A 19,091-nucleotide genomic window follows, 5' to 3' on the forward strand; every position below is an offset into this window, starting at 1 on the left:
ACCCACCACCATCAACAGCATGAACATCACGTCTGTCAGGGCTGTGGCAGGTGTGGCAGCGCGCTACACCCACGAACTGGATAATGGCAGCCGGTTCCTGCCCGAGGGCTATGTCCGCGCGCTGCAGGAACTTGCAGACCCCGGCCAGCCAATCTCAGGTTCGGTTGTGGGCGGTGGCACGTTCATCTCAAGCCCCACCAAGCGCGACAAGTTCTCCACCGGGCTCGGCGCAGGCTTCACCTATGAGTTCACGGACGTGTTCTCCGTACGCCTGCTCTACGACGGCGAGTTCCAGGACGATTACCGCGAGGACTCAGTCACCGCTGCGGTGCGCCTGGAATTCTAGCCAGCGTCATTTTGCCAACCTGTGCGCGTGCTGTGGGGCCCGCGCACAGGTTGGTCTCAAATATAAACAGATGACCGGCCTGAGCGTCGCTGGGTGTGGTGCCCTGTTTGGCCGACGTTACGAACATCAGGTTGCCGGCAGGCCCACCAAGCGCTGGACAGGTGGGATTGTGTGTCGGCACCTGAAGCGCGTGAGTTCTGGTTCCGGTAGGATCCGTCGCCACAACGCGCCCCTCGCCCCAGTGCGCAAACCAATGGGTGCCAGCAGCATCTGTTATCGCGCCATCCGGTTCTCCATCAGCAACCGTTGTAAAAACCTGCCAGTCGCCAAGGGTGCCTGTATCGGCATCGTAGGGGCATTTGAGTATCTGGCGCGTGGGGCTGTCGGTGAAGTACATGGTCCGCCCGTCAGGGGCCCAGCAAAGACCATTTGAGATGCGGATACCTTCCTTCTTGATATCCAAAATTCCGTCTTTTCCTGTGCGGTAAAGCCTGCCTGAGGGCACAAGGTCCTCTGACATGGAGCCCACCCAAAAGCGGCCCTTGGGGTCTGTACGGCCATCGTTTAGGCGAAGGCTTCCGCCGAGTTCTTGTGGCTGATGCAGCCAGCGTACGTGGTTTTTGTCGGGCGCATAGATGGCGATGCCGGATGCAAAGGCTGCTAGGATTTCTTGGTCGGTGCCGCTCAGAAAGCTGAAGGAGCAAAGCCGTTCCGGCGTTTCATAAACGGTAAGGGCTAGGGATGGCCATGCGAGCCGATACAACCGGCAGGATTGAACGTCCGTCCACCAAACGCTCTGGTCGCTGTCGCGCCATAGAACACACTCACCGAGCACATTACCAACGCAGATTGTTTCTATGAGACCTGCTTGGAGACCCAAGTTCTTCCTACCTCAGTGTCGGGTGTCATTTTGATGATGTAACAATTTGCCGTTCCGCTGTCGCATGCCGATGGTGGCTGTTGTCACTGTGGGATTGTTGCGAACCGATGCCTTTAGAAATGCCATTCATTGCTATTGGAGAGTGCCATGGTAGAGTTTTTTCAATCAAAGGTTGAGATGGTCGCAACGCCCATCGCCTTGATTGTCCCGGGGGGACACAACAATGACACGCCTCACAAACAGAAAAAACAATGGTGTATTGGCTAGCATGCGTCGAGCATGGACAGCAGCTCTTCTGGCTTTGGGTTTCTTTGGCTTGGGCACTTTGTCCGCGGCTGCTCAGACCAACTCGCCTGAGCCATATCTATTGATCATATCCGTGACTGCTGAAGATGCCACGTTGGGAAGCGACGCTGATGAGGTCTATTTCTTGTTCAGCAGCGGCGAACGTCATCCTGAAGGCACTCATACGATCCGGTCCGGCGAAACGTGGGAACCACATTACTTCATGAGTGCTGCCAAGGAGATAAGCGTTTCATTGATGGAAAGCGATATGCTGGGTACCGATGATGTGATCGGTACATTCAAGATCACGCCGGACAACGCATACGGACGGTTTACCGAACGCATGGTCGGTGACTTTTCATCTTACGTCGTGATCTTTGAAGTGCGGCGCTAGGAAGTGCAGCGCTAGGTGATCTTGATCACGTAGCTTTTGCCCCTTTCCCGCTTCTTTTCGCTATCGAAGCGGGCGTGCGGGTATCCACATGCTCTCGACGCGGTCGCTGCCGTCCATCGCCCAGTCGATTTCCTGGGCGGTGCATTGCAGCGGCTCGTCGAGCGGCTCGTCCGCTAGAATGTTGGTACAAAAATCCGGGTAGTCACGGGACGGATAGGAGAATTCAGCCTCACTGCCATCCTCCTTTAGTGCGTCAGCCACCCTTTGGTAAAATGCCTTCGCCTGCTCAACCCCCGTCAGGCCAACCGGCTGGATCGCCAGGTCAGGCTTTTTCTCCGACATTATTTCCCAATAGTCAGTGCCCGAGGCACTTGAGTATCCAGCATTGGCCCCACCGGCAGGCCGCCTGAGGACGTCCGGGTCCGCCCGCAATACCCTGTTGCAGAGCAGCTTCAAAGATTTCCGCATCTCGGCAGTGGCTGCGACTGTCTTGTCGTTAGCATCATCGACTCTCGCGACCGCTGTTCGGCTCAGTGACCATTGCTTGATCAAATCAGCGCTATGTTGCGTCAGGCACCGGAACCGCCAGTCCTCCGCGTTCAGATCAGCGGGGCGGTGCAGCTTCCATGAAATAAGATCCATGCTGTAGTGCCATTCGATCTTCTCGGTACCGCATTCAGAACCGACTGGTTCAGATCGTTGCACATGAGACGCCGAGTAGGTGTCACCGATCATGTGCATGAAATTGCCAAACTTCCGCGCGCTCTGGTCGTTGTCCTCGTGCGCAAGAGAGACGCACAGAAACTGCGAGGCATTGAGAAGGATTTTGTTACGCACACCCTGATTGGTGTCGTAGGAATAAATTTCTACATCAAGCCGGTTATCCATCAGATCACTCTGGGGTAGCCGTGTAGCTTGTGCGAGTGCTTTCTGGTCATCCTCCGAGTCGGTGTAAATTGGTGCCGTTGGATTGGGGCTGCCATGGATCGACTGGGCTGCGATGCGGATCGTCGCGACATCGCGCTGCTTGCCGTATGAGCCGGGCTCCACCCGCTGCTTGAGCATCTGCAATGAGGAAAAAGCAAGATCGTCAGGCTCAAGAACGCCTTCAATCATTTCTTCGAGAACGTCATCGGAAAGTTCGACGCCATACTCGGCTACACAAATCCGCGCGCCCTCGACAATCGACTCTTCGTGGTTGTCCGGCGAATAGGCAGCTGCGGATGTCACGGGCCCAAACGCAAGTGCACCAATAAGCGGAACCGTAAGTGCGCGCAAATTGCGCAGAGGGAATAAGGCCATAATGCCTCCTTATGGTGCGTGCCGGGTCTGATTTGACGGCTCGCTTCTTGTTTTATGGACATCAGGAGTGTTGACCGAAACGAAACTGACTTGAGCCCTTAGATTTCCTCCAGGCATGAGCAGAGTGCGTCTTGAGTAGGAGCAGGTTAGTAGGAGCGCGACGATGACGCGATCAAGGTTCACTGAAGAGCAGAACATCGCGATCCTGCGAGAGCGGGATGAAGACAGTGTTCATCAAGCCAGGCTCTCCCTATGACAACGGATATAACCAACACTTCAACGGGCAACAACGTTGCGAATGCCTGAGTGTGGACCTGCTCAACGATCTTTGAGAAGCCAAAACCTTCATCGTATGCTGATGCTGCCACTACAACACCGTACGCCGACATGCCTCTCTTGGCTATAGGTCGCCGGCACCTGAGCCATCTCGTCGGCAAATCTGGCCTCCCTTCAAAGGAGCGCAAATGCGTGCTTAAGAGGTGGTTGTGCTAGTGGGGACTCGTCAAGTGAACTAATCAACGCTACCGTCTGAAACAGTGGACGCTGCGGTCCGTTCTTTCGCTCTTTTTGAAAGCTAGACCATGGCAACCAAATCACGCCTGACGATCAATCGCCGCCTTGCACTAGGCGGCGCGTTATCCTTGCCGTTTGTAACAACTGCATGGGCACGAGTCGACGTGTCCTTACCGCAAGACGCATGTGGTTCGGGGCAGTCTCGCGTGATAGAAAATGTCTATGAATTCGATTTAGACGGGAAACCTGTCGAGTGGGACTATCCCTCAGGTAAGGCATCTTCAAACGGATTGACGCTAAAAGGTTTGGGTTTGCAGAGGACCGGATCTGAAAAGAAAACGAATTCCGGCTTTACAGATACATCGGCGCTCGCGGATCGTTTTTTAAACATGGGCGAGTATGTGGATTGGCACCCAACATCTTTGTGGGCACTTCAGTTTGGTGCAAAAGCCGCTATCGCCTTGGACCGTGATGAGGATGTCACCGCCGCGACAGAGATTTCCGATCAATATTTTTCATTCCAAAGGGTCGGAGGCGTGCACCCTTGCATGCTTGAAAGGGTTGTCAGTGATCGTGATTTCAGTACGTTCATTCAGCCAGGGTCTGACTATTACATGGTGGACTACCATGCGCTCAGTACACTGAGGGACAATGCCAGCGTCAGTGACAGTGAAGAACATGGCGAAAGACAGAGACGTCGATATGGTTATCAGCCCAAAGCACTCTTTGTTGTCGTAGACGGACAATTGAAGCCCTTGGCGATTTTGATCCGCCGTGAAAACAAGGCGGAACTCGTTGAGCCTGAGGATCCCAACTGGCAAATCGCGAAATTTGTCGTGCAGAACGCTGACTTCAACCAGCATCAGTTGGTGGGACATTTAGGACGGACGCATCTTTGGATGGAAGCACTTGCTGTTTCGACCGGCATTTGCCTTCCAAAAGACGTTCACCCCATCAGCAAATTGTTGAGGCCGCATCTTGAAGGAACGATCAACATTACGGATTTTGCGACCACCGACCTCATCAACATAAGTCCCCAAAGCAACAATGGCGGCATATTCGACCACAACTTCACGGGCACTATGGCGTCCAATTTTCAGCACATCGCAGAAGAGGTCTTCGGACTTTATGATCAAGGCAAACTGGATTCAGATCCGCAACTGGCCCAAAGAGTTAGAAACCTCTTCAACGAGAATATTTTCCCCCGTGACATTGCCAACCGTGGCGTCGGGCATTTCAGGACGGAAAAAATAAGTCGTGATGGCGAACCGTCCTCTGCGCTGATCGATATTGATGTTCTACATGCATATCCAGGCCCCGAAGGGGCGAAAGGACTCGGCTTTTCCTATCCATATTTGGAAGATGGCAGCCTGCTATGGAACGCGATTACGGATTGGGTTTGCCGTTATGTGTCGGTCTATTACGCCGCCGATCTTGATGTCGAAAACGACTGCGAACTGCAGCACTGGGCTCAAACAATTGTCAGGGACGGCAAAATTCTAGGCTTTGGCGAATATCAAAATGGGCGCACGAACGAAGCCAAAATTTTGACCCGCTCCTATCTTGTTCAAGCTGTCTCGGCGATGATTTTTACGGCTTCCGCACAACACTCTGCCGTTAACTTTCCACAAGCTGACTTTGGCCATGTCATGCCTGCAGGTCTTTATCATGACTACTTTGGAAATGAGCCGGGATCGCTGTCGGACTACCTTCCGAATGCAAAGCATTTCAAAGAGGTTATGGAGTTGTGGAGTGTTTTATCAGCCTCACAATATACGACGCTCGGCAAGTACCATGACAACACATCGTCAGGAAAGAAGCTCAGGTCCGTCGACGACTACTTCGACAATAGGGCTGTGCGCGATTCATTAAAACAATTCCGGCGTACCCTGGAAAACATTGATGAGACGATATCAGAACGAGGCGCGATCGGCGGCTATCGCTACGACTATCTGCGGCCGTCATTGATTCCCCAAAGCGTAAACGTGTAGCTGGAGCCGCTGCATAGTCAGAGGTAACCGCAGTTGAACTGACACAAGACCTTATCGGTCCGCCAGTTAGTTCAAGTGACCGCCGCTTGCATAATTGATGTTTTGCAGTGTAGCGAGCGCTTCGGGACGGAATGGCGCCGGCTGCCTAGCGGTCGCACCAGCGTCAAAATCCGAATAAGTCAGTTGTCCTTCTGACAATGCCCTTGGTGCCGGTCCTAGAGCTCGGACGCGGCCTTGAGCCTAACGGTCTGCGGCGGCGTGCCATCGTCCCATGCCTGCTCACAGCCTTCCTTGAGCAGGCTCGACGATGGCCCATCGATGGCCGAACGGCCTGTGCAGTTTGGCAATAGGCGCTCATCATCAAGCGTTGAAGGTGGAAGCCCCAGCAGTTCGAGTATGAGTGGGGCGTAGCTGACCCACCGAAACGCTGCCGGCGTCCCGTCTGAGTTGTCAGGTGCAAAGCAACGCTCTGGATGCGCCTCATTGTCGACGCAGGCATTGCGAAGCTCGATGGGAATATCCGCCAACGCCTCGAATAGGGCTGGTGACATGGAGAGCTTTGCGGCATCGCTGCCCTCCAGGACAGCCTGATAGCCGTCAAAGAGAGACAGGATGGAATCTTCAACAGCTACTGATGTCCATTCGCCCTGTCCGGGGTTCAGACGCTTGTTGCCCTGGTATTCGTACAAGTCACCGTCCCCCAAAGCCCGCCAGATGTGCGGCAGGTCGCTATGGGGGCGCTGCGTTGTCAAACCAAACTGCGCGGCGCGTGACTTGAGGTTTCGAGCCTCAGCGCCAGCGGCGTTGAAATTATTGTGGAAATTACTCTCGTAACGAGCGTTGCGTATGGTGTTTGACTGCGGCCCCGTCAATACATCCAGATCATTGTCATCTGCCTTTGGGACGGCCCTAAACACCGGACTGCGGCGCAATTGGCCGTCCCGGGGCCCGCCGCCGGAGAATGTTGTTCCCCATATTTCCGCCTGCCACTTGGGAAACGGCGCATTGCGCTGGTCGTTTCCTGTAAGCATAACGTTGGTGGTTTCATAGCGATCTACCAGAACATGTCCTGGGGCAAACAGGTCGGTCAGACTATGAAGTGCGTGCCCTTCGTAATGCATGGCCTTCCAGATCAGGATGTCCCGCTTGTTGGGGTCGGTCTGTGTGGCGGCCTGGGCCATCAGGTAAAAAGCCTGGCGGTGCATGGCGACATACCAGCGCAAAGCTGTTGGCCCAAAATGCCAGTGATTGCCCTTGGCTATCTTGTAGAACTCATCACTCCACGCGCCTTGCGTATTCTTGCCTTCAATCACGCCCCTGTTCGTCAGGAGGACGGTGCTGGCCTGACTTGTAATCAGGTGATCGTCCCAAAAGTTCCATCCCTGTGCCAGATCTTTCATCGCGGCATACCGGGCCTTTTGAAAGGTAGCCTCGTCGTATGTGACAGGTAAGGGAGAGGGCGTATCTGTCAGGCGGCAATCGTTGTTGGTCGCCTTGGCGTCACAGGTGATTATGCGCCTGAAGTCACCGTAAAGTGAGACCAGGTCACCGAACGTGAACCACTCGCCTGAAGATTTGTCTGCTGCACCAACCCAGACAACCAAAGGCGTGTCGACTTCATGGGCGGCCTCGCGCGGAACATATGAACCGTTGAACCGCGGGTCGTCGGGAATGTCTTCGCGCACCACCCTGCGAATCTCACCCTCTTCGCTTTTCGTCTTCAAGAGGTGCGAATTCGCAAGGGTAGCTTTTATATGTGGCAGCGCTGCTTCGGACCCTAGATCCCCTACAGCCTTGTGTTCTTCTGGATTGAAGGCGCTTGCCGGCCCTGTTGTGCTCAACAGGGCATATGCGACAGCAATCAGAATGAATCGGTCCATTGTCAGGCCTCGTTTCTGGCGCCTGCGTAGCCGGGGGTTCAGCAGGGATTGCGTAGAAGTTGAAAGACTACGCGTCGCGCTAGCGCCACGCCGCGTCTAGTTTCCTTCGCCACTTGCACCCAACTGCCGCAGGCTCAGGGCCTGGCGGGCCGTTCTGTCCATCATGCAAAGATCGCCAGAAATAAAGGAGACGGTACCGCCTTTGAACGCATGGCTTAAAGGACAGTAGCTCTGCACGAACTTATTCCAAAGGCGCTGCGCGTCACGCAATTGGGATTTGTGTTCGTCTGACTCAAGTGACGCCATGAGCGCGCGGTAATCTTCGTTGAGGAGACTGTCCCATGCTGCAAATTCGCGATGAATGCACTGGCGCATGGCAGCCGTTGTTCCATTCTCTGGACGCGCCATGCATTCATCCGAGTACGTATTGATGCACGTCGTTGTGTCACGCCCGTCGTTTTCTGCCGTGTCTATGCAGCTCCTGATCGCGGCGCCAGCCTCCGCATCAAGCATTTCGTTGTCTTCATCGCTGTTGCCGTGCATGGGAGCTATGGCGTCTTCGCCTGCAAACGTATCATCTGCACCCATCTGTGCGTCGGCTTCATTGGCCATTTCAAACAGCGTCTGGATATCACCTTCGCATTCGGGCAGCACCTTTTGCCATTGTGCTTCGCCAACAAGGCACTCATTAGCCTGGGCATCACCACATATGTCGGAGAAGTTCTGCAGGCATTTTTCTTCAAGCCCTTGAGCGAAGCCCAAGGTGGTGAAAAATGATGCCGCCGCAATGCCGTAGAAGAGGGATGGGAGAGATCGCATGGATAAACGCCTTTATGTTGTTTTTTTATCGGCAAGATCACGACCTCAGCGTGCACTGCTGGTCCGCTTCGCGAAGCGTGCAGCCGCATTGCCTCGGGGTCAACCTGTAGCTTTTTGACCTCGAATGGCGACCTGCTGTCCTGGAGCTGGCGTGCCGCTATTGTGGGTCATGGCTAGTCATGGACCTGTGGTCCATGACCAGTGGTGATGTGTTGAGGGTCTAGCCGGGGTCTGTCTCAGCGATGCTGGTGACGGCGGCTGCTATCACCTGGGCGTTTGATATCGCCTGGTCGATAGAGATGCATAGGTCGACGGCCATGGCATCATCCACCGTTGCGTGTTGTCCAGCCATCGCCGCATCCAATGCGATTTCTAGATGTTTTGACATGCGCGCAAAGAGGTGCCGTACCAAGTCTTGGGTGGTGCTGTCCATTGCCATATCGAGCTTGTGTGTCTTGTCACACCAACGCTCGTATGGTCGCAGAAGTCCAGCGACTTCTTGGCATGAATGCCCACGATCAGTCGAGAAGCCGTCCTGGCGGCACGCCCAAAGCCTTGCCCAGCTTCTCCAAAATCAAAACTGACGGATTGCGCGTGCCGCGTTCGAGATCGCTTACATATGTGCGATGGAGGTCTGCTTGGTACGCAAATTCCTCCTGCGACCAGCCGCTTTCCTGGCGCAGTTTTCGTAAGTTCCGGGCTAGGCGCTTTCGTATTTCCACCAGTTAAAGGTCGGTGGAGTGTCGACATCTGGTCTACAGACGATCAGTCACATTTATCTTGACTTTGCACCTGAACAAATACGTTCTGTCGTAGGCAAAAGGCAGGGGATAGATTTGGCGAGGACGCAATACTCACGACCCTTTTTGGTGCCGGACGGCGCGCAAGCTGTCGGTCTCGATCGCATTCATCTTGGCGATGGACTTTATGACGAGGCATGGCTTCAGAACCAGATCCATCACCATCCTGAATGCTTACCGATCGATCAGATAGAACCGGCGCTCGATCGACTTGTTCCTGTGTGTTTGGAGATGGAGCTGCCAAACGGATATGTGGACAATGTTTTTGTGACCCCTTCAGGGGATGTTGTGTTGGCGGAAGTGAAGTTGTGGCGCAATCCCGAGATGCGTCGCAAAGTCGTGGCACAGGCTCTCGATTATGCGTCGTGCTTGTTCAAGATGGATTACGAAGCTTTTGAGACGGCGGTTCTCAAAGCACGTTCGCGAAATGGTGATCGTGACCTGTCCATCGCCAGCGGGCAATCACTGTACCAGTTAATGGCTGAGTATGATGCGCTGGATGAAGCGGGGTTTATTGATGCGGTTTCCAACAATCTCCTGAATGGACGTGTGCTCATTCTTGTTGTCGGTGATGGGGTTCATAGTCAGACAGAACAACTGTTTGCGCTCTTGGAGCATCACGCTGGATTGCATTTTACTTTCGCACTAGTCGAACTAGCTATCTTCGCGCTCCCGCACCTGCGCTCCCATCTAATCCTCCCGCGTACGCTTGCCCAAACAACAATGATCACCCGATCGGTGATCGAATTCGCGGACGGTCGGGGGATCATTGAGCAGCCGGTGCCGCATGGTGATGCAAGGACCGGTTCTAAGCTTGCTGCCTTGCCGGAATCCCCGCGTTCTATCTCTTCTGATCAGTTCTTCGATGCTATGAGTGAGATCAGCCCGGCCCTACCAGCCAAGATTCAAACATTTCTCAATGCCGTTTCTCCCTTGGGGGTGTTCCCGGATTTCCGCAAGGCTCTGATTCTTAGGTGGACATCACCACAAGGGATTACCTGCAATCTTGGATACATTCAGCGTGATGGCTTGGTGCAGACCGTCGACGTCCATGGAAAATTGCCGCGGCATCTCACCGAACAGTACATCGCCGATTTGGCAAATCGACTAGAAAAGCCCATTCAAAGTAATCCGGGGAACGGCCTTACATATGTCGGTGACGACCATCGAAAGACGCTTCACATTCATTCGATAGCGGACGACCTTGAAATCTGGCGAGACGCGATCGAGGCCTTCGCGGCAGCGGTAAAGGCGTACGAAGCACAAGATGGTTAGGCCAGCATAAGGTTTGACTGAATCGCCGGACTTGCCGAATCGCCGCGTGATTTGGTAAACTATCAAGGCCACGTCGTATCATGGACGGTTAGCGGCGGGCAGTTGGTGTTAACCGGCTGCTCTCGCTCGATCGGATGAGCTATGCAGCCAAATACAAGGCTGCTGCAATGTCTGACCATCCTAGAATATCCAAAAATTTCCTGACCTTTCGGCGTTCTGCTCAAGATGCACATGTCGAGTACGTGAATCCAGAGTCGCTTTGGATTTCAAACCGACGGATCCGAAAATCAGATCGGGGTCTCGTCCAAAAATGGACCAGAAACCTCGAGAAATTCGGCGTTCTTCTTCCATTCCTGGTTGATGAGACCAATCAACTGCTTCATGCCGAGCCGGCGCTGTCAGCTGCGATTGTGCTGAAGATCCCGCAAGTGCCGGTGGTGCGTGTATGCCATCTCGATGACGAAGACAAGCGACTCCTTCGCATCGCCCTGGATCGCCTCGGTGAGCTGCCTGAATGGGACGAAGCAGCGCTGGCGGAAGAATTTGCGGACCTGATTCGGCTGGACGCTGACGTGACGGCTTCTGGCTTTGATATGCCTGAGGTCGACCTCCTCATTCTCGATCATCTGCCCCGTCCACTGGCTGACGCGCTGGATGATGTGCCCAAAGTGACAAGCGGTGCACCCGTCAGCCACTTGGGTGACGTTTGGCGCGTGGGACGTCATTTGATCGGCTGCGGCGATGCACGTGATGGTGAGTTCGTGGAGAGCTTGATGGGTGGCAGGAAGGCGCAGGCGGTCTTTACAGATCCGCCGTACGGGATTCCGATTGCGGGGTTCGTGTCCGGATCAAGTGGTCCGCAACATGCCGATTTCGCTATGGGTGTCGGTGAGATGTCCGACGTCGAGTTCCATCAGTTCCTTGCTGACTTCATGTCTGTTGCCTCAAGCCATCTATCTGATGGTGCTGTGATCTTCACGTTTATGGATTGGCGTCACATTGATATCCTCGTGGGCGCAGGCAAATCGCTTGATCTGGATCTGCTGAATATCTGCGTTTGGAGTAAACCCAACGCGGGCATGGGCTCAATGTATCGATCTCAACATGAATTTGTTGCGGTCTTCAAAGTTGGCAAGGGTCCGGCCAAAAACAACATCCAGCTTGGAAAATTTGGTCGCAACCGTTCAAACGTGTGGGAATACTCGTCTGCCAACACATTCGACGCGGAAATGCGTGAGGCACTGGAGGACCACCCCACCCCAAAACCAGTCGCTCTTGTTGCTGATGCCATCCGTGATGTCTCGGATGTAGGTGACATTGTTTTGGATCCTTTTCTTGGCGGCGGGACAACTTTGGTGGCCGCACACAACACGCGAAGGACGTGCTTTGGTGTCGAGCTCGACCCTCGTTACGTGGATGTGTCGCTGAGGCGCTGGATCAAGTTGACAGGCAAACAGCCTACGCATTCGCACACCGGCCTTTCGTTTGATGAGACGGCCGCAAAGCGCTCGGCTGGGCCGTTGTCTTTGATCGGAGCCGAAGAAGGCGATCAGTCATGACAAAGTCAAGCGATGACGATAACTACGAGATTGGGTACGGGAAGCCGCCTAAGAAAAACCAATTTAAAAAGGGCAAGTCCGGCAACCCCAACGGTCGGCCAAAAGGCGGTAAAAATCTCAAGACAGATATCCTCGAAGAGTTGGCCGAGCGCATCGCCATCCAAGAATCCGGCAAAATCAAAAAAATCACAAAACAACGCGCCATGGTGAAATCCCTGGTGGCGAAAGGTATCAAGGGTGACGCGAAAGCGACTACCTCTTTGTTCGCCATGGTTTTGAAAATGCTTGGTGATGAAATCGACGCCAACGAGGAACTGCAGCCAACCGCAGGCGACTTGCAAATCCTGGAGCATTTTGAGGCGCGCCTTCGTGAAAAAATCGCAGCGGAGGCGAAGACCGATGGTAACTGATCTTTTGAAAGGCGTTCTCGCGCAGGATTTTCTTGCCTTCGTTGAAAAATGCTTCGAGCAACTGCATGGGCCAAACAAATTTGTGCCCGGCGAACACATTGACGTGGTGGCGTACCATGTCGAGCGCGCGATAGCTGGTGACCACAAGAGGCTCTTGATAAACATGCCTCCCCGTCACATGAAATCGTTCATCGTTAGCGTTTGTCTCCCGGCATTCTTGCTGGGACGAGCGCCCGATACGAAGATTATTCTTGCTACCTACGGTGAGAAGCTGTCGGTCGAGCATGCCAATAAGACACGCGCGATCATGTCCGCGGACTGGTACCAAAAAGTCTTTCCCAAAACCAAGATTGGGGTGAACACGTCAGTCGCAATGCTTCGCACGACACTCAACGGCTATCTGTTCGCGACGTCCGTCGACGGCCCTGCGACAGGTTTCGGTGCTGACGTCATCCTGGTCGATGATCTCGCAAAGGCGGACGCATCACCTTTAGAGCGCGAGAAGGCCAACAAATGGTTTTCTAGCACATTGATGACACGGTTTGATGATCCTAAGAACGGTATCACCATCGTGGCGATGCATCGTACCCATACGGACGATCTGTCAGGGTTTCTCCTTGACCAATCAGGTTGGACCCATGTCAAGCTACCTGCGATCGCTCAGGCTGCAGAGAAAATTGCAAAGGGAGTTGGTTCTTCTTTTTCAAGATCGATCGGTGATCCACTGCACCCTGCGCGGATGTCCGCAGCTGAGCTTAAAGCATTGCGTGTAACGCTGACGCCACCGGTGTTTGCTGCTCAGTTTCAACAAGAACCCGATGCAACCAGCGAGGCGCTTTTTGACAGCAAGTGGTTTAAGGCCATCCCGCAGATCATGCATTTGAATAATTACAATTTCGTTGTGCATTCTTGGGATGCAGCCTCAGGTGAGGGGCCTACGGCATCTTATTCTGTCTGCACTGTTTGGGGTGTTCTCGATGATCGATGCGACCTTGTTTCGGTGTATCGCAAACGCGTAAACTATACGCGGCTCAGACAGGCAGCTCTTAAGCTGGTTCGGACTTTCCCGCCCACGCACATCGTTATCGAAGATGCATCCTCCGGCAAAGCCTTGCTGGCGGATCTCAAGAACACCTTTGCCGGGCGCATTATTTCCTATACCCCGACCGACGGCAAAATTGAACGCGCTGAGGCTGTCCTCGATTTACTCCATGCGCATGGGATCAATTATCCTAAGGACGCGACTTGGGCGTCAGCGTTCTTGCAGGAAGTGCTTACGTTTCCGTCCAGTTTTAACGATGACCAAGTCGATAGCCTGACCCAGTTTTTGGCTCACAAGCGTCACGGATTCGCGCGGCTTCATGCCATACCAACGGCAATGCTCGGCGACTGGATTGACGACAATGGCGGTTATATTCAACCCCTCAGGGTCGATAGTTGATTGCTGCTTGCAGGTTCCTTTGTCCGCCGATGTCCGCCGATGTCCGCGGAGTGGCCGACGATCAAATGTGCAACTTGACCTCCCCCCCCCCGACGACCATCCAGGACAACCATCCGGTTGGAAACAGTGTCCTTTGATTATTTGCACTGCTATCCAACCTTGGACCACTCGGGTCTGGAGTTTTCCGCCCTTCCCAGGTCCGGTGGGCTGGTTTCACCGGCTGAGTTTGCCGCCGATTGCACGCCCGGTGACCAGAAACCGAGATAATGCGCCGTTCGACGCCACCGAGATGATGATGGCGTTATCGGGTATAATTGGGTATGGAATCGAATATCCCGGCGGCCCAAACATGAGGGAGCCAAACATCGTACTGGGCCACGACCCCGTTAAACTCATCGCAGAAATCGACGAGTTTAAGGGACGTTGGGACGCCCTAAAAACACTTTCGCCCGACCGCCTCAATGCGCTTCGCGAAGTGGCGACCGTCGAGAGTATCGGTTCGTCAACGCGTATCGAAGGCGCGAAGCTTTCCGATGCCGACGTCAAGACACTTCTTGCTAACATCAAAATCCAATCCTTCGCTACGCGCGGCGAGCAGGAGGTAGCAGGCTACGCCTTGGTGATGGACCTTGTGTTCCAAACCTATGACGATATGCGGCTCGCTGAGAACCATATAGGTCAGTTGCACCAGACCTTGCTTCGCCACAGCGAAAAGGACGAGCGGCATCGCGGATTATACAAAACGCTCCGCAACGATGTTGTCGCCTTCGATACGGACGGCAACGAGATTGGCGTCATCTTTGAGACGACGACACCGTTCGATACACCGCGCGAGATGGAGGCACTGGTCGCATGGACGCGGAAAGCCATCGAGGAGGAAAGCCTTCACCCGCTTCTCATCGTCGCGGTCTTCGTCGTGCGCTTCCTTGCCAACCATCCATACCAAGATGGCAACGGCAGGCTATCGCGTGTACTGACCACCTTGCTTTTGTTGCGGGCGGGTTACGTCTATGTGCCATATGCCTCGCTGGAGCGCGTGATCGAGGAGAACAAGGACCTCTATTATAAGGCGCTACGCCGCACGCAAACGACGCTGAAAAAAGACAAGCCCGATTGGGCGCCTTGGGTCGGCTTTTTTCTCCGCGCCCTGAAAAAGCAGAAGGACACGCTTGCGGTTCGGCTTGACCGGGAGCGCGAAGAGCAAGACAGCGAAGACGGCTTGCCGGAATTGTCATTGCAAATTTTGGCGCTATTCAAAACACGTGAGCGGTTGACCCTCGCGCAGATTGAAGAACTGACCGGCGCGAACCGCAATACCCTTAAAGTGCGTATGCGTGAGCTCGTTTCATCAGGCCGCATTTCCAAGCACGGCAAGGCCAGGGCGACGTGGTACACAAAGGCATGATCTTCCGAAAATTGCTGGAAGCATCCTGATCAGCCGGGCCGGGCTCACGTGAACCAGCCCAACGTCTCGAAAAGGACATGGCGGCGTTTCTGGGCTGGTTCGAAAAACGGCCCCGATATCGATCCGGTTCTAAAAGCCGGAATTGTGCATCTATGATTTGTGATAATCCCTCCCGTTTGACGATGGCAATGGCCGTATCGCCCGTGCGATTGCCGATCTGATGCTCGCGCGATCCAAGGCAAGCGCCCAGCGATTCTACCTCATGTCGGCGCAGATCAGGGTCGAGCGGAATGCCTATTACGACATTCTGGAATCCACCCAGAAATGCGGTTTGGATATCACGCCGTGGCTGGACTGGTTTTTAGGCTGTCTTTGATCGGGCTTTCGATCATGCCGAAGAGACTCTATCCAAAGTTCTTGCCGAGGCGCGCTTCTGGGAGCGGCATGCCGGTGCTCAGTTCAATGTCCGACAGAAAGATATGCTGGTACGCTTGCTGGATGGTTTCGTCGGCAAGCTGACGACCGGCAAATGGGCGAAGATCGAGAACTGCTCGTCGGATACGGCCCTTCGGGACATTACCGATCTCTTGGAACGCAGGATTCTGGTGAAGCAATCAGGCGGCGGGCGCAGTTCGAATTATGCGTTGAACGCTGACCTTCCCTTCGAATAGAGACGGGGGCTCGTCAGCGTAGCTGCGCGAATCCTGACCAGAGCCCCTTTTTGCCTGAGCTGGCAGCGTCCAAAGCATAGAGCGTATTGAAAAGTTCCCGAGCCAAGTTACCGTCCTTATAGCTATGGGGTGTTAGCTAGCCAGTAGTTGGTGCTACGCCCGCCTTCGGGAAGTTTTTCCAGAACACCTTTTTCAATAAGGTCCATGATGTCCCTGTAAGCCGTATCTTGGGAACATTTTGCGAGTTTGGCCCACTTTGTTGTGGTGAGTTTTCCTTCGAAGCCATCAAACAGTTTGTTGAGGATTTTCACCTGTCGCTCATTCAAGGGGGTGCCGCCCAGTTTTTCCCAGAACTGCGCTTTGCTCAGTATACTGTCTAATGTTCCACCGGCACCTTGGATGGCGCGTAGTAAGCAGTTGAGAAACCACTCAAGCCAATCGGTAATGTCCAACCCGCTTTTCTGCGTGTGTTCCAATATGTCGTAGTAGGCATTCCTTTCCTCCCGAATTTGCTTGGACATGCTGTAGAAGCGTTGAGACGTTTGATCTGCACGTGCCAGACATAAGTCAGCAATCGCGCGCCCAATTCGCCCGTTGCCGTCGTCAAATGGGTGGATGGTTACAAACCATAAATGAGCAATGGCTGCTTTTAGGATAGGGTCGTTTTCTTCATTGCTTTCCAGCCACGCTAGGAAGTGCGTCATCTCTTGTTCCAAGCGGTTGGCTGGTGGGGCTTGGTAATGAACTTTTTCGCGCCCGACTGGACCTGACACAACCTGCATAGGTCCGGCCTCATCGGTGCGATAGTGGCCAACGTTGATTTTTGTCATGCCACTGCGTCCGGTGGGAAACAGGCAGCTATGCCAGCCAAACAACCGCTCGCTTGTAACTGGAGAGAGATAATTGTTGGTGGCATCCAGCATCACTTCCACAATGGCATCGACGTTTCGATCCGCGGTAACGAAGCCACCCGCATCTATGCCAAGGCGTTGGGCGATAGAGGAACGAACCTGCTCATAGTCCAAGTTTTCCCCTTCAATCTCGCTGGTTTTGAGAACGTCCTGTGTGAGTGTTTGGAGGTGGGCTTCATTACGCTGCTGGAAACCAAGGGCTTCCATACGCCCCAGGAGCCGCCCCTGCGCGTGATGAACCGATTTCAGAAGCGTTTCTAGCTTTTCGCTGCTCCTCCTAAAGGTTGGCCAGTCGGCATTTTCCCACGAATACACAATATAATCTCCGCATTTTGTAATGGGATAATAGCCGATAATCTCCGCATAGGCAATTATAATCCGCAAATTATGCGGATATTGTATGCAATAATCTCCGCACCTCTGCTTCAACGGGTGGGGCGTTTTCGTGCCCGAGTGCATTCCGGTGATCGATGTGTCAGCCCACGAAGATGCTTGCACCATTTATCGCAAATCGTGGTTTCCGCTTAGTCGTACATTGTGCTTCGGATAGTGACCTAAGGCCCATTTGCTCTTGCACATTGTCTGTCTCTGTTGTGACAGACTCTCCATTCAAACGCGGGACCAAATGGGTCTCAGGTCAGCGTGACTTATTCCGCCACGGCGATAGAGCAGCTTGCGCACCGGCGCTTCGGGCTCGGTCATGAACTGTGCCCGCCAGAACGCCTCGCCGTAGCGTGCCCTTTGGTAATGATTGATCTGACATGCTCGATCTCCTCTCGCTTTGAAACAACAAAGCCGAGAAAATCGTGAATCTGCCAATGATGCCAAGTGTGTAGGAACTGGACGGTTACATTTTTTCCTGCTTGACGCTCGCTGCGACCTTGCAAGCACGACAAAATTCCCTGTTTTCTTTCTTAGGGAAAATTTGCTAGAGCGGCGCAGTATTCTTGGGGTTTTTTTCGTCTGATTTCGACAATTGGCGCTTTAAGAATGAAATTCCCAGTAAATTTCCTGTTAAACAGGGAACACGCGCTGCGGTGGGAAGAACCCCTGCGACAGCAGCCGCCTGCCTAACAATTGTTGAGCGCGACAGTCTTGGATCACTTTGAGACGGATACGGTCATTGCCGGGGCAGGTGTCATAGGCCTTGCGATCGCGCGTGCGCTGGCGTTGCTTGGCCAGGACGTGATCATCATCGAGCCCGAAACACTGATCGGCAGCCATACAAGTTCGCGCAACAGCGAAGTCATCCATGCGGGCATCTATTACCCCGCGGGATCACTCAAAGCCCGGATGTGCGTTGAGGGCAAACACCAGCTCTATGAATACTGCTCAAAGAGGCACATCCCCCACAAGAACTGCGGCAAGCTGATTGTTGCGACGTCGCCCGACCAGGTCTCGCAGCTTGAAGCCATCAAGGCGCGCGCTGAAGGCAACGGCGTCGATGATCTTGTTGTTCTGTCGCGCGACGACGCCCTGGCGCTTGAACCGCACCTGACATGCAATGCTGCGCTTTTGTCGCCGTCTACCGGCATCATCGACAGTCACGCATTGATGGTGAGCTATCGCGGTGAGGCAGAAGAAAACGGGTCAGTGATCGCTTTTGGGACATCGGTTGAGTGGATTGAACCGACCGATACGGGGTTCCTCATTGATACATCGGGCAGTGCTCAAGCGCAGATCTCCTGCCGCCGCTTCATCAATGCCGCCGGATTGTTTGCCCCGCAAATCGCGGCCCGTATCGCCGGGTTTGCGCCGGAATTCCGACCCCAAGCGCATTACTGCAAGGGCAATTATTATTCACTGCAGGGCCGGGCGCCGTTCGGGCGGCTGATTTATCCCGTACCGGAAGCAGCGGGACTTGGCGTGCATCTAACCCTTGATATGGGCGGGCAGGCGCGGTTTGGGCCGGATACGCAATGGATTGATGGGGTTGATTACACGGTGGACCCCAAACGGGCCGATGGGTTTTACGCTGCCATCCGCAGCTATTGGCCAGGTCTCAAAGAGGGTGCGCTGGCACCGTCTTACGCGGGCATCCGCCCCAAACTTTCGCCCGAAGGTTCAGGCGCGGATGATTTTCGCATTGACGGGCCAGCGCTCCACAAGGTGCCGGGTCTCGTAAACCTGTTTGGAATTGAGAGCCCCGGCCTGACAGCCTCCCTCGCCATTGCGGACGAAGTGGCTGCTTTGCTGGATTAGTAAGGCT

18 protein-coding genes are annotated in these 19,091 nt (G+C 54.1%); 11 read left to right on the top strand and 7 right to left on the bottom strand.

The features are described 5' to 3' along the window. Positions 1-346: autotransporter domain-containing protein (locus tag RIB87_RS11865; protein ID WP_350146884.1), on the top strand; the 346-nt coding region annotated here is incomplete at its 5' end. Here the strand turns inward: RIB87_RS11865 and RIB87_RS11870 are convergent. Further along, the gene (locus RIB87_RS11870; RefSeq protein ID WP_350147025.1) at positions 318-1,181 is read right to left on the bottom strand and encodes an SMP-30/gluconolactonase/LRE family protein; all 864 of its coding nucleotides are present in this window, start codon (positions 1,179-1,181) and stop codon (positions 318-320) included. The two genes, RIB87_RS11865 and RIB87_RS11870, sit on opposite strands and share 29 nt — an antisense overlap. Before the next feature lie 424 nt (positions 1,182-1,605). On the opposite strand from RIB87_RS11870, the gene RIB87_RS11875 reads away from it, so the two are divergent. Continuing rightward, positions 1,606-1,905: a hypothetical protein gene (locus RIB87_RS11875; RefSeq protein ID WP_350146887.1), complete on the top strand. Its 300-nt coding sequence runs from the start codon at positions 1,606-1,608 to the stop codon at positions 1,903-1,905. 60 nt (positions 1,906-1,965) lie between these two features. Here RIB87_RS11875 and RIB87_RS11880 read toward each other — a convergent pair whose 3' ends face one another. Then, positions 1,966-3,207: a hypothetical protein gene (locus RIB87_RS11880; protein ID WP_350146889.1), complete on the bottom strand. Its 1,242-nt coding sequence runs from the start codon at positions 3,205-3,207 to the stop codon at positions 1,966-1,968. A 581-nt stretch (positions 3,208-3,788) separates the two neighbouring features. On the opposite strand from RIB87_RS11880, the gene RIB87_RS11885 reads away from it, so the two are divergent. After that, a complete protein-coding gene (locus RIB87_RS11885) occupies positions 3,789-5,711 on the top strand; it encodes a lipoxygenase family protein (protein ID WP_350146891.1) in 1,923 nt (640 codons plus the stop codon). 215 nt (positions 5,712-5,926) lie between these two features. Here RIB87_RS11885 and RIB87_RS11890 read toward each other — a convergent pair whose 3' ends face one another. From RIB87_RS11890 to RIB87_RS11905, 4 genes are all read right to left on the bottom strand, one after another. Continuing rightward, positions 5,927-7,435 (bottom strand): hypothetical protein, encoded by a 1,509-nt coding sequence (locus tag RIB87_RS11890; protein WP_350146893.1) that lies wholly within the window; start codon positions 7,433-7,435, stop codon positions 5,927-5,929. A gap of 252 nt (positions 7,436-7,687) precedes the next feature. Further along, the gene (locus RIB87_RS11895) at positions 7,688-8,410 is read right to left on the bottom strand and encodes a lysozyme inhibitor LprI family protein (RefSeq protein WP_350146896.1); all 723 of its coding nucleotides are present in this window, start codon (positions 8,408-8,410) and stop codon (positions 7,688-7,690) included. Between the two features lie 220 nt (positions 8,411-8,630). Then, positions 8,631-8,762 (bottom strand): hypothetical protein, encoded by a 132-nt coding sequence (locus RIB87_RS11900; RefSeq protein ID WP_350146898.1) that lies wholly within the window; start codon positions 8,760-8,762, stop codon positions 8,631-8,633. Positions 8,763-8,928: 166 nt separating this feature from the next. Beyond that, complete coding sequence (locus RIB87_RS11905; RefSeq protein ID WP_350146900.1) at positions 8,929-9,132, bottom strand: helix-turn-helix domain-containing protein; 204 nt, start codon at positions 9,130-9,132, stop codon at positions 8,929-8,931. A gap of 114 nt (positions 9,133-9,246) precedes the next feature. On the opposite strand from RIB87_RS11905, the gene RIB87_RS11910 reads away from it, so the two are divergent. The 7 genes from RIB87_RS11910 (at position 9,247) to RIB87_RS11940 (ending at position 15,971) form a co-directional block, all read left to right on the top strand. Beyond that, entirely contained in the window at positions 9,247-10,485 is a 1,239-nt protein-coding gene (locus RIB87_RS11910) for a hypothetical protein (protein WP_350146902.1), read from the top strand. 134 nt (positions 10,486-10,619) lie between these two features. After that, on the top strand, positions 10,620-12,044 hold the full coding sequence (locus RIB87_RS11915) for a DNA modification methylase (protein WP_350146904.1): 1,425 nt from the start codon (positions 10,620-10,622) through the stop codon (positions 12,042-12,044). Then, positions 12,041-12,454, top strand: a complete 414-nt coding sequence (locus RIB87_RS11920) for a DUF5681 domain-containing protein (protein ID WP_350146906.1) — start codon at positions 12,041-12,043, stop codon at positions 12,452-12,454. The genes RIB87_RS11915 and RIB87_RS11920 overlap by 4 nt, the downstream gene beginning before the upstream one ends. Next, the gene (locus RIB87_RS11925; protein ID WP_350146908.1) at positions 12,444-13,895 is read left to right on the top strand and encodes a phage terminase large subunit family protein; all 1,452 of its coding nucleotides are present in this window, start codon (positions 12,444-12,446) and stop codon (positions 13,893-13,895) included. Before RIB87_RS11920 ends, RIB87_RS11925 begins: the two co-directional genes overlap by 11 nt. Before the next feature lie 202 nt (positions 13,896-14,097). Beyond that, positions 14,098-15,300, top strand: coding sequence for a Fic family protein (locus RIB87_RS11930; RefSeq protein WP_350146910.1), 1,203 nt, complete (start codon positions 14,098-14,100; stop codon positions 15,298-15,300). A 220-nt stretch (positions 15,301-15,520) separates the two neighbouring features. After that, positions 15,521-15,676, top strand: a complete 156-nt coding sequence (locus tag RIB87_RS11935; protein ID WP_350146912.1) for a hypothetical protein — start codon at positions 15,521-15,523, stop codon at positions 15,674-15,676. Between the two features lie 103 nt (positions 15,677-15,779). Then, entirely contained in the window at positions 15,780-15,971 is a 192-nt protein-coding gene (locus RIB87_RS11940) for a hypothetical protein (RefSeq protein ID WP_350146914.1), read from the top strand. Between the two features lie 122 nt (positions 15,972-16,093). On the opposite strand, the gene RIB87_RS11945 is transcribed toward RIB87_RS11940, so the two are convergent. Further along, the gene (locus tag RIB87_RS11945) at positions 16,094-17,383 is read right to left on the bottom strand and encodes a Fic family protein (protein ID WP_350146916.1); all 1,290 of its coding nucleotides are present in this window, start codon (positions 17,381-17,383) and stop codon (positions 16,094-16,096) included. A 594-nt stretch (positions 17,384-17,977) separates the two neighbouring features. On the opposite strand from RIB87_RS11945, the gene RIB87_RS11950 reads away from it, so the two are divergent. Continuing rightward, positions 17,978-19,084, top strand: coding sequence for an NAD(P)/FAD-dependent oxidoreductase (locus tag RIB87_RS11950; protein ID WP_350146918.1), 1,107 nt, complete (start codon positions 17,978-17,980; stop codon positions 19,082-19,084). Positions 19,085-19,091 lie beyond the last annotated feature (7 nt).

Origin of the sequence: Pyruvatibacter sp. (assembly GCF_040219635.1) — a bacterium.
Lineage (GTDB): Bacteria > Pseudomonadota > Alphaproteobacteria > CGMCC-115125 > CGMCC-115125 > Pyruvatibacter.

Bases quoted from the DNA above. Each gene is read 5' to 3' on its own strand.
- RIB87_RS11880 (WP_350146889.1), bottom strand. From the start codon at position 3,207: ATGGCCTTATTCCCTCTGCGCAATTTGCGCGCACTTACGGTTCCGCTT.
- RIB87_RS11885 (WP_350146891.1), top strand. From the start codon at position 3,789: ATGGCAACCAAATCACGCCTGACGATCAATCGCCGCCTTGCACTAGGC.
- RIB87_RS11895 (WP_350146896.1), bottom strand. From the start codon at position 8,410: ATGCGATCTCTCCCATCCCTCTTCTACGGCATTGCGGCGGCATCATTT.
- RIB87_RS11900 (WP_350146898.1), bottom strand. From the start codon at position 8,762: ATGGCTGGACAACACGCAACGGTGGATGATGCCATGGCCGTCGACCTA.
- RIB87_RS11915 (WP_350146904.1), top strand. From the start codon at position 10,620: ATGAGCTATGCAGCCAAATACAAGGCTGCTGCAATGTCTGACCATCCT.
- RIB87_RS11920 (WP_350146906.1), top strand. From the start codon at position 12,041: ATGACAAAGTCAAGCGATGACGATAACTACGAGATTGGGTACGGGAAG.
- RIB87_RS11925 (WP_350146908.1), top strand. From the start codon at position 12,444: ATGGTAACTGATCTTTTGAAAGGCGTTCTCGCGCAGGATTTTCTTGCC.
- RIB87_RS11935 (WP_350146912.1), top strand. From the start codon at position 15,521: ATGCTCGCGCGATCCAAGGCAAGCGCCCAGCGATTCTACCTCATGTCG.
- RIB87_RS11940 (WP_350146914.1), top strand. From the start codon at position 15,780: ATGCTGGTACGCTTGCTGGATGGTTTCGTCGGCAAGCTGACGACCGGC.
- RIB87_RS11945 (WP_350146916.1), bottom strand. From the start codon at position 17,383: ATGGTGCAAGCATCTTCGTGGGCTGACACATCGATCACCGGAATGCAC.